Annotated in this window: 10 protein-coding genes and 1 tRNA gene; 8 read left to right on the top strand and 3 right to left on the bottom strand. The window is 42.5% G+C overall.

Annotated elements, in window-relative coordinates:
• Positions 1-98: 98 nt before the first annotated feature.
• The 3 genes from HMPREF2619_RS01445 to HMPREF2619_RS01435 all read right to left on the bottom strand — a co-directional run bounded on the left by HMPREF2619_RS01445 (position 99) and on the right by HMPREF2619_RS01435 (position 2571).
• Entirely contained in the window at positions 99-614 is a 516-nt protein-coding gene (locus HMPREF2619_RS01445; RefSeq protein ID WP_049509307.1) for a DUF308 domain-containing protein, read from the bottom strand.
• A 350-nt stretch (positions 615-964) separates the two neighbouring features.
• Positions 965-1037 (bottom strand) — tRNA-Lys (locus HMPREF2619_RS01440).
• A gap of 262 nt (positions 1038-1299) precedes the next feature.
• A complete protein-coding gene (locus tag HMPREF2619_RS01435; protein WP_049495321.1) occupies positions 1300-2571 on the bottom strand; it encodes a replication-associated recombination protein A in 1272 nt (423 codons plus the stop codon).
• 115 nt (positions 2572-2686) lie between these two features.
• Here HMPREF2619_RS01435 and HMPREF2619_RS01430 point away from each other — a divergent pair, with 115 nt between their 5' ends.
• From HMPREF2619_RS01430 to pepF, 8 genes are all read left to right on the top strand, one after another.
• A complete protein-coding gene (locus tag HMPREF2619_RS01430; protein ID WP_070458453.1) occupies positions 2687-3157 on the top strand; it encodes a DUF3013 family protein in 471 nt (156 codons plus the stop codon).
• 18 nt (positions 3158-3175) lie between these two features.
• Entirely contained in the window at positions 3176-4255 is a 1080-nt protein-coding gene (locus HMPREF2619_RS01425) for a M50 family metallopeptidase (protein ID WP_070458450.1), read from the top strand.
• A gap of 22 nt (positions 4256-4277) precedes the next feature.
• Positions 4278-4820: a hypothetical protein gene (locus HMPREF2619_RS01420; RefSeq protein ID WP_070458446.1), complete on the top strand. Its 543-nt coding sequence runs from the start codon at positions 4278-4280 to the stop codon at positions 4818-4820.
• Between the two features lie 49 nt (positions 4821-4869).
• A complete protein-coding gene (locus HMPREF2619_RS01415; protein WP_070458443.1) occupies positions 4870-5313 on the top strand; it encodes an NUDIX hydrolase in 444 nt (147 codons plus the stop codon).
• Complete coding sequence (locus tag HMPREF2619_RS01410; protein WP_070458439.1) at positions 5300-5773, top strand: GNAT family N-acetyltransferase; 474 nt, start codon at positions 5300-5302, stop codon at positions 5771-5773. The genes HMPREF2619_RS01415 and HMPREF2619_RS01410 overlap by 14 nt, the downstream gene beginning before the upstream one ends.
• Positions 5774-5910: 137 nt before the next feature.
• Positions 5911-6861, top strand: coding sequence for a 50S ribosomal protein L11 methyltransferase (gene prmA / locus HMPREF2619_RS01405; RefSeq protein ID WP_070458436.1), 951 nt, complete (start codon positions 5911-5913; stop codon positions 6859-6861).
• Between the two features lies 1 nt (position 6862).
• Positions 6863-7606: a 16S rRNA (uracil(1498)-N(3))-methyltransferase gene (locus HMPREF2619_RS01400; protein ID WP_070458433.1), complete on the top strand. Its 744-nt coding sequence runs from the start codon at positions 6863-6865 to the stop codon at positions 7604-7606.
• Positions 7607-7616: 10 nt separating this feature from the next.
• A partial coding sequence (gene pepF, locus HMPREF2619_RS01395; RefSeq protein WP_261673709.1) for an oligoendopeptidase F occupies positions 7617-9051 on the top strand: 1435 nt, incomplete at its 3' end.

Here is a 9051-nt window from a genome sequence, read left to right as displayed (position 1 = left end):
AAGAGTCTACTGCTCTACCAACTTAGCTAAAGAGGCAACAGAAAAAGCTGAGAATGTAACTTCCCAGCTATTTTAATATGCCCAAAATGGCAGCTAGATTATTTACGAAAGGCATCAAGGATATAGGTGAAACCAACAATTAAAAATGCAAAGGCAACGACATAAACGACAAAGACACTTGTAGCTACTGGATTGAACAAAATCACTAGACCTAGTAAAAATGCAAGCAACGCTATCCACATGATATGGTTGCCAATAATAGGGAAAATCAATCCCAGACGATTGCCTTTAAAGAAAACTATAATGGCTTCTACAATTAACCAAATCCCTAAAATAATTGGAATGACAACTGGCAGCGTCACAAAGCCATAGGCAACGAGGTAAAGAGCTAAGAGAAGATTAACAATCCCTTGGAAAAGATGAGCTGGTGAGCGAAGCTCTTTTGGTACAGAGAAATAGCCTAAAATAGCTGCTATGGAAGCAACCAGTAAACCAAATGCAATCCACCAGCTGTAAGCAACAAGATTAGCTACTGGGTCTGTAAATAGAAAGAGTGCTAAAAGGACAAAAATAACTCCTGCAAGGAATAGCGATAAACGATTAGAAAATTTCATTTCAAGACCATCCTGTTATATAGTATAGTTTGATAGTAAAAATATTATACACCTTTTTAGAGGAAATATCAATAAACTAAATGGAAAATTTGGAAGTTTCAGTCTGATTCATGAAAAGAAAATCAGTTTTTATTATTTTGAAAATAAAAAGAGAAGATAAAATTTGTCTTCTCTACATGAAAATATTGTATGGCATCAAAGCAAAAGTAACTGGCTTTACACTATTTGTTAAGATGTAATTTGATTCAAAAAGAAAAGATAGATTTAAAAGTGGGGCAAATGATGGGGCAAATCAGTTACAGACAAGCAAAAAAGCCTTGTAAATCAAGGCTTTTTCCTGTTGATTTAGATGCCCCTACAAGGGCTCGAACCTGCGCCCCATAGATTAAGAGTCTACTGCTCTACCAACTGAGCTAAGGAGGCAAATAAAAAGCTGTATTGGTGCCGAAACTTCACGGTTTGTATTGAACCCGCGCAATTAAGCAGGTGGGCAACTCGCTCTAACTGAAGCTGTTTCCGTGTGAGACGGCCTACATGCTGTTAGAAGACTTTTGTTTCCCTAATAATACAAAAAATAGTCGGTCAACACTTAAATGTGAAGTCGTACACCACAGCGTTTCTATGATTATATGATACCACTTTTTCAAAAAAAATCAAGGGGAAATTATAATTTTTGAAAAGGATTTCACGAGTTTCGTAATTTATCAATGGTTTCCTTGCGTTGAGCCAGGGCCCGTTCGTATTTTCCACTATCTTCCGGAGAAAAGTAGTGATGGTCACGGATTTTTTCTGGTAGGTATTCTTGCTTGACCCAGTGACCAGGATAATTATGTGGATAGAGATAATTTTGGGCGTTACCTAATTCCTTGCTGCCGCTATAATGTCCATCTCGCAAGTGACGTGGAATCGGCAGATGCCCCGATGTTTTAAGGTCAGACAAGGCCTTATCTATAGCCACGTAGGCTGAGTTAGACTTAGGTGAAAGTGCCAGATCAATGACGACATTGGCAATGAGGATACGAGCCTCTGGGAAGCCGATTCTTTGCGCAGCATCCAAAGCAGTTACGGTATGGATTTGCGCTTCTGGATTAGCTAAGCCAATATCTTCATAAGCAATCACAGTCAAACGACGAGCTAGGCTAGGAAGGTCACCGGCTTCTATCAAGCGAGCAGCATAGTGGAGACTAGCATCGACATCGGATCCACGGATGGATTTTTGCAGGGCAGATAGAACATCATAGTGACCGTCTCCATCCTTGTCCATAGTGATGTAGCTTCTCTGAAGACTATTTTCCATGATGTCGAGCGTGATGTGGCGGACACCGTCATCATTTTCTGGGGTGGAGAGAACTGCCAAATCAAGCGAATTGAAGGCAGAACGGAGATCTCCATTGGTAGATGTTGCGATAAAATCAAGGGCATCATCATCTAACTCAACAGGGAAATCAAAACCTCTTTCAGGGTCAGTCAGGGCGATTTGAACGGCCTCTTTAACATCTTGATTGGATAAGGGTTCTAATTCAAAAATCTGAACACGGCTACGGATGGCTGGAGTGACAGAAAAGAAAGGATTTTCAGTTGTCGCCCCGATCATGATGACTAGACCACTTTCCAAGAGAGGAAGGAGGAAGTCTTGTTTAGTCTTGTCAAGACGATGAATCTCGTCTAGTAGCAGTACAAGGCCACCTGAGAATTTAGCTTCCTCAGCGATTTCTTGGAGGCGTTTTTTACTATCAACTGTGGCATTGAAGGTCCGAAAAGCATACTTGGTCGTTCCAGCGATGGCTGAAGCGATACTGGTTTTTCCGATGCCTGGAGGTCCGTAAAGAATCATGGATGACAAGCGGTTAGCCTCTACCATGCGGCGGATGATTTTTCCTGGTCCTACCAGATGCTCCTGACCGATGACCTGGTCGATGGTTTTAGGGCGCATGCGAAGCGCGAGATTGTCTGGCATAGCAGTCCTTTCTAACATGGATTTTCTGATACTAATGTGGTAATATGGTAGTATCTATTTTAGCATATTTCCGAGTATTCGGGGCGATTGAAGAGTCGTATAGAAAGAGGACAAAATGGCAACATATGGATTTTTAGATGTTTTACAAGAAGAGTTGGATAAGAACTTTCCTTTTGATTATGAGATTAGTTGGGACAAGCGTAATCATGCGGTTGAAGTGAGTTTTCTATTAGAGGCACAAAATGCTGCAGGGGTGGAGATGTTAGATGAAGACGGAGAGGTTTCGTCAGATGATATCCTTTTTGAAGAAGCAGTACTTTTTTACAACCCTGCTAAGTCAAGAGTCAATGCAAAAGACTATCTCACCGTCATCCCTTACCTGCCTAAGAAAGGTTTTTCTCGTGAATTTTTAGCTTATTTTGCGCTATTTCTCAAAGATACTGCAGAGGTTGGACTAGATGCCCTCATGGACTTTTTGGAAGATCCAGAAGCAGAAGAATTTGTCATGGAATGGAACCAAGAAGTCTTTGAAGAAGGGAAAGTCGGTTTGGAAGAAGGAGAATTTTACCCTTATCCGAGGTATTAGGAGTTGGTTGGAGATTTTATGAAGAAAATTGGGATTTATTTGGTTTATGCGCTAGCTGTTATCTTTATTATGCTGGCTTTTGCTTGTGGAACAATCGCATTTGCAGAGTTGGGGTATTCCGCAGTTTTAGTTTTTACTTTTGGTTATGCCTTCGCTCTTCTAAGCATGTATTTAATCTTTATTCTCCATGAGCTGGGACATGCTTTTTGTGGCTACTTGACAGGCTATCGGCTGGTGGCTTTTGGATTAGGGAACGTTCTTTTAACAAAAAAGTCAGGAAGGCTTCATCTTAGTCGAACAGCAGTTATAAAAAATGTTGGTGCTCAGTATATTGGTTTAAAAGAGAATGAAAGTGATCAAAGAATCATCTTGATGCTTTCAGGAGGCTTGCTGGTTCATATCAGCTTGATGTTATTGGCGATATTGTTTGGATTTTTGACAAGAAGTTGGTATTTTGCTGGTACTTGGATTTTTTTGAATTTGTCTTTCTTTCTAAACAATGCTTTGCCAGTCGGCATCACCGATGGAGCGAAAATTTGGGAATTGAGACAACACCCTGAAAATACCAAATACGCCTACTTGGTATTGAGACATTCTGCTCAAACTTTGCTGGCTCCTCAAGAATATGATTTAAAAGACTTTATCATGCCTGTTGCTGAGGATGCGAGAGGGAGTTTTGCAGAAAGTGTTCAGACTATTCAGGGATTGGTATTCATATTGGATGATAATATAGAGCTTGCAAAGCAACAGCTTCAGTCTGTGTTAGAGAAAACAGATAATCCAATGTCTAAAACTATTTCTCAATTATACCTTCTTCAAATTGCTCTGATAGAAGGAGATAATAAGAAAGCGGAAGAATATGCAAGTATTCGAGGGGTCAAATCCTTTTTATCTCTAAAAACAGCAGATATGCAAGTCATTCAAGCTTGGTATCAATTTAAGGTAAAGAAAGATGTAGTTCAAACTCACAAGGCTATGAAGATTGCTAGACAGAAAATGAATAGCAGCCGGATGTTACGGGATGAGAAAGCCTATTACCAGCAGTGGTTAGATGAGTTGGAACAAGCAATACAGGTAGAACAGACTCAGGTGAGCTGAGAAAAGGAAAGAGAGCTGTACGATGCTTCAGATATTTAAGTGGTTATTTAGTAAAAAATCCCAAAAATCTCAAGAGCGTGAGTCGATCCTTCCCCGAAATCGCTTTGCGGATCTAGATTTCGAGCGAGTATTGAAGTTTGGAACTCGTGACCGTGTTGATGAGGTGGGTCACTGTGTTGAGGATGGTGAAATCACACTATTTGACTTTTCGATAGACTTTGCAGAATTTGAGTTCATAGGTGCTTTCAAAATTGAAGAGGAAGACCAGTTTAAGCAACTATTAGCTCGTTTAAATAGTATTGACAATGCCATTCAGTATTGTTTGGAAAGTGAGATGCAGCAACCCATCCCTCAGTTTGCTAAGGATCTGGGCTACACTCAGAAGAGGTGGGAGAAAACTTTTTACTTCCATCCGTGGGTATTAAGTTTTGAGGAAAATCCGCCTAATCTTCGCTATGTCGCAGATTATGTAAATGATGAGTTTACCGTTTATTTTGCTAAAAAACATGGTAGATGGCAGGCATACTGGGATGCAGAGTGTCAAAAGGTGATTGAAGAAAGCTAGCTCGTATTTTACTAGAGAGTAATTGTTATCATAGAAAAGAGTAAATATCATGGAATTATTGGATAGCAGAATGGATTTCCAAGGTTGCAAGATTGCCTTGATTTGTAGGGATAAGGTCTTGACTATCTTGCGTGATGACAAGGACGATATCCCTTGTCCCAACATGTGGGAATTTCCAGGTGGTGGTCGTGAAGGAAACGAAAGTCCTTTCGAGTGCGCAGCGCGTGAAGTTTATGAGGAATTGGGAATTCATTTAGATGAAGACTGTCTGCTTTGGAGCAAGATTTATCCTAGCGTAATCTTTAAAGACAAGCAATCGGTCTTTATGGTTGGTCAGCTAAGACAAGAACAATTTGACAATATTGTCTTTGGTGACGAAGGTCAGGGCTATAAACTGATGAGAATTGAGGAATTTCTCAATTCTAAACAAGCAGTGCCTCAGCTACAGGGGAGATTGGGGGATTATTTGGAGGAGAATTATGATAAGACTTGAGAGAGCAGGAGCGGAAGATTTAGAAACCATCATTGCCATTCAAAGAGCCAGTTTTAAGGCGGTCTATGAGAAATACCAAGATGAGTATGATCCTTATCTGGAGGACCGCGAACGAATCAAGTGGAAACTGGTAGAACGTCCTAATAGCTATTACTACTTTGTGAGAGAAGATGAAGAAAAGATTGGTTTTTTACGAATTCAGACCAATGAAGAGTTAACAAATGCTTGGTTGGGAACAGTGGCGATTTTACCTCCCTATCAAGGAAAAGGGTATGGATCTACAGGTTTAAGCTTGCTGGAAAAAGAGTTCCCCACCATTACACAGTGGGATTTGTGTACGGTATTACAAGATGCAGGCATGGTTGCTTTCTATGAGAAGAATGGCTACCATCAAACCCATATTGAGCCTGAAAAAGAGGGCATGGATATGGTCTACATGAAAAAATGGATAGAGAAATAGAAAGGATGGTTCGGTTACATTTCTAAACTGAACCCGCCCTAAACACTGTGCAGAAAAGATAAACTTCTCTTAGATTCAAGCGTCTTCGTTGAAGTTCCTATTTTGGCTTTGTGTTTTACGGGCTTGGTATCTTAAATATGGAAACATGGCAAGAGTTAAAAGTTACAGTTAAGCGTGAGGGAGAGGAATTAGTCTCCAATCTCTTGATTGAGTTAGGTGCTCAAGGGGTGGCAATCGAAGACAGCATGGACTATGTGGGGAATGTGGACCGCTTTGGTGAGATTTTTCCTGAGGTCGAGCAGCAGGAAGAAATCGTGGTCACAGCCTACTACCCGGATACGGTTGATGTAGCAGCAGTTGAGTCGGACTTGCAGGCTCGTTTGGCAGAATTGACCGATTTTATGGATCTGGGCGAGGTCAAGATGGGCACGACCGCCTTGGCTGAGGAAGACTGGGCCGACAACTGGAAGAAATACTATGAACCAGCTCGCATCACTCATGACTTGACCATTGTGCCTTCATGGACGGACTATGAGGCGACGGCGGGCGAAAAGATTATCAAGCTGGACCCTGGCATGGCCTTTGGAACAGGGACTCACCCAACGACCAAGATGAGCCTTTTTGCCTTGGAGCAGGTCCTTCGTGGCGGTGAGACAGTAATCGATGTGGGGACAGGTTCAGGCGTTCTTTCTATTGCCAGCTCGCTTCTAGGTGCCAAGGAAATTTTCGCCTATGACCTGGATGATGTAGCGGTTAGAGTAGCTCAGGAAAATATTGAGCTCAATCCTGGTATGGAAAACATCCATGTAGCCCCAGGCGATTTGCTTAAAGGAGTGGAAATTGAGGCAGATGTTATCGTGGCCAATATCTTAGCGGATATCCTTATTCATCTGACGGAGGATGCTTATCGCTTGGTCAAGGATGAAGGCTACCTCATCATGAGTGGTATAATCAAGGACAAGTGGGACATGGTGCGTGAGTCAGCTGAGTCAGCTGGATTTTTCCTTGAAACCCACATGATTCAAGGGGAGTGGAATGCCTGTGTCTTCAAGAAGACCAAGGATATCTCCGGTGTGATTGGAGGCTAGCATGCAGCAGTATTTTGTCAAGGGCAGTGCAGTCTCACCTGTCACCATCGAGGACAAGGAGACCAGCAAGCACATGTTTCAGGTTATGCGCCTGAAAGAAGATGATGAGGTCGCTTTAGTATTTGATGATGGCATTAAGCGTTTGGCGCGCGTGGTCAATGTGGAGGCGCGTCAGTTTGAGCTGGTTGAGGAATTGGATGACAATGTGGAACTGCCAGTCCAAGTGACCATCGCATCTGGTTTTCCCAAGGGAGATAAGTTGGAGTTTATCACTCAAAAGGTGACGGAACTAGGTGCCAGTCAGATTTGGGCCTTCCCTGCAGACTGGTCAGTTGCTAAATGGGATGGTAAAAAACTAGGGAAAAAAGTCGAGAAACTAGAAAAAATCGCCCTTGGAGCAGCCGAGCAAAGCAAGCGCAACTTTGTCCCAAGCATCACCCTTTTTGAGAAAAAGGCAGATTTTCTAGCACAACTGAGCCAGTTTGACCGCATCGTGGTGGCTTATGAAGAGTCAGCTAAAGAAGGCGAATCAGCCGCACTTATACAAGCAGTTGCTGGACTGGAAAAAGGAGCCAAACTGCTCTTTATCTTCGGGCCAGAAGGTGGTCTATCGCCTGCAGAAATAGAGTCTTTTGAAGCTAAAGGAGCAGTCTTGGCAGGTCTTGGTCCTCGTATTTTGCGAGCAGAAACCGCACCGCTTTATGCCCTGTCAGCCATCAGTGTTTTATTAGAATTAGAGAAATAAGAGGAAGAAAATGGAACAAAAACACCGTTCAGAATTTCCTGAAAAGGAACTTTGGGACTTGACAGCCCTATACCAAGACCGTGAGGATTTCTTGCGTGCGATTGAGAAGGCGCGTGAAGATATCAATCAATTTAGTCGTGACTATAAGGACAATCTTCACACTTTTGAAGATTTCGAGAAAGCTTTTGCAGAATTGGAACAAATCTACATTCAGATGAGTCATATCGGTAATTACGCCTTTATGCCTCAGACGACAGACTATAGCAATGAAGATTTTGCCAATATCGCCCAAGCTGGAATGGACTTTGAGACAGATGCCAGTGTTGCTTTAACCTTCTTTGATGATGCCTTGGTGGCGGCAGATGAGGAAGTATTAGATCGTCTCGGTGAGTTGCCCCACTTGACGGCAGCCATTCGTCAGGCGAAAATCAAAAAAGCCCACTATCTTGGGGCTGATGTGGAGAAGGCCTTGACTAATCTGGGTGAAGTTTTCTATAGTCCACAGGATATCTATACTAAGATGCGAGCTGGCGACTTTGAAATGGCTGACTTTGAAGCCCATGGGAAGACTTACAAAAATAGCTTTGTGACCTATGAAAATTTCTACCAAAATCACGAGGATGCTGAAGTTCGTGAGAAATCCTTCCGTTCCTTTTCAGAAGGACTTCGTAAGCACCAAAATACGGCTGCAGCAGCCTATCTTGCTCAGGTCAAGTCTGAGAAATTGTTGGCAGATATGAAGGGGTACGACTCAGTATTTGACTATCTTTTAGCTGAGCAAGAAGTAGATCGTGCTATGTTTGATCGCCAGATTGACCTCATCATGAAGGATTTTGCGCCAGTCGCTCAGCGATATCTCAAGCATGTTGCCAAGGTCAATGGTCTTGAAAAGATGACCTTTGCGGACTGGAAATTGGATTTGGATAGTGCTCTTAATCCAGAGGTTAGCATTGATGATGCCTACGATTTGGTCATGAAATCAGTCGCACCATTGGGTCAAGAATACAGTCAAGAAATTGCTCGCTATCAAGAAGAGCGCTGGGTTGACTTTGCTGCTAATAGTGGTAAGGATTCTGGTGGCTATGCAGCTGATCCATACCGTGTGCATCCATATGTCCTCATGAGCTGGACAGGCCGTTTGAGCGATGTTTATACCTTGATTCATGAAATCGGTCACTCTGGTCAATTCATCTTTTCTGACAACCACCAGAGCTATTTCAACGCCCACATGTCGACCTACTATGTCGAAGCACCGTCAACCTTCAATGAATTGCTTTTAAGTGATTACTTGGAACACCAGTCTGATGATCCACGTCAGAAACGCTTCGCTCTTGCTCACCGCTTGACAGATACCTACTTCCATAACTTTATCACCCACCTCTTGGAAGCAGCCTTCCAACGTAAGGTTTATACACTGATTGAAGAAGGAGAAACCTTTGGGGCAA

The organism is Streptococcus sp. HMSC074B11, from assembly GCF_001808705.1.
Lineage (GTDB): Bacteria > Bacillota > Bacilli > Lactobacillales > Streptococcaceae > Streptococcus.
The sequence above is the reverse complement of the archived record's forward strand: the minus strand, read 5'-3'. Positions and strand labels throughout refer to the sequence as shown.

Excerpts from the sequence above, each read along its gene's own strand:
- HMPREF2619_RS01445 (WP_049509307.1), bottom strand. The coding sequence starts at position 614 with ATGAAATTTTCTAATCGTTTATCGCTATTCCTTGCAGGAGTTATTTTT.
- HMPREF2619_RS01435 (WP_049495321.1), bottom strand. The coding sequence starts at position 2,571 with ATGCCAGACAATCTCGCGCTTCGCATGCGCCCTAAAACCATCGACCAG.
- HMPREF2619_RS01430 (WP_070458453.1), top strand. The coding sequence starts at position 2,687 with ATGGCAACATATGGATTTTTAGATGTTTTACAAGAAGAGTTGGATAAG.
- HMPREF2619_RS01425 (WP_070458450.1), top strand. The coding sequence starts at position 3,176 with ATGAAGAAAATTGGGATTTATTTGGTTTATGCGCTAGCTGTTATCTTT.
- HMPREF2619_RS01420 (WP_070458446.1), top strand. The coding sequence starts at position 4,278 with ATGCTTCAGATATTTAAGTGGTTATTTAGTAAAAAATCCCAAAAATCT.
- HMPREF2619_RS01415 (WP_070458443.1), top strand. The coding sequence starts at position 4,870 with ATGGAATTATTGGATAGCAGAATGGATTTCCAAGGTTGCAAGATTGCC.
- HMPREF2619_RS01410 (WP_070458439.1), top strand. The coding sequence starts at position 5,300 with ATGATAAGACTTGAGAGAGCAGGAGCGGAAGATTTAGAAACCATCATT.
- prmA (WP_070458436.1), top strand. The coding sequence starts at position 5,911 with ATGGAAACATGGCAAGAGTTAAAAGTTACAGTTAAGCGTGAGGGAGAG.
- HMPREF2619_RS01400 (WP_070458433.1), top strand. The coding sequence starts at position 6,863 with ATGCAGCAGTATTTTGTCAAGGGCAGTGCAGTCTCACCTGTCACCATC.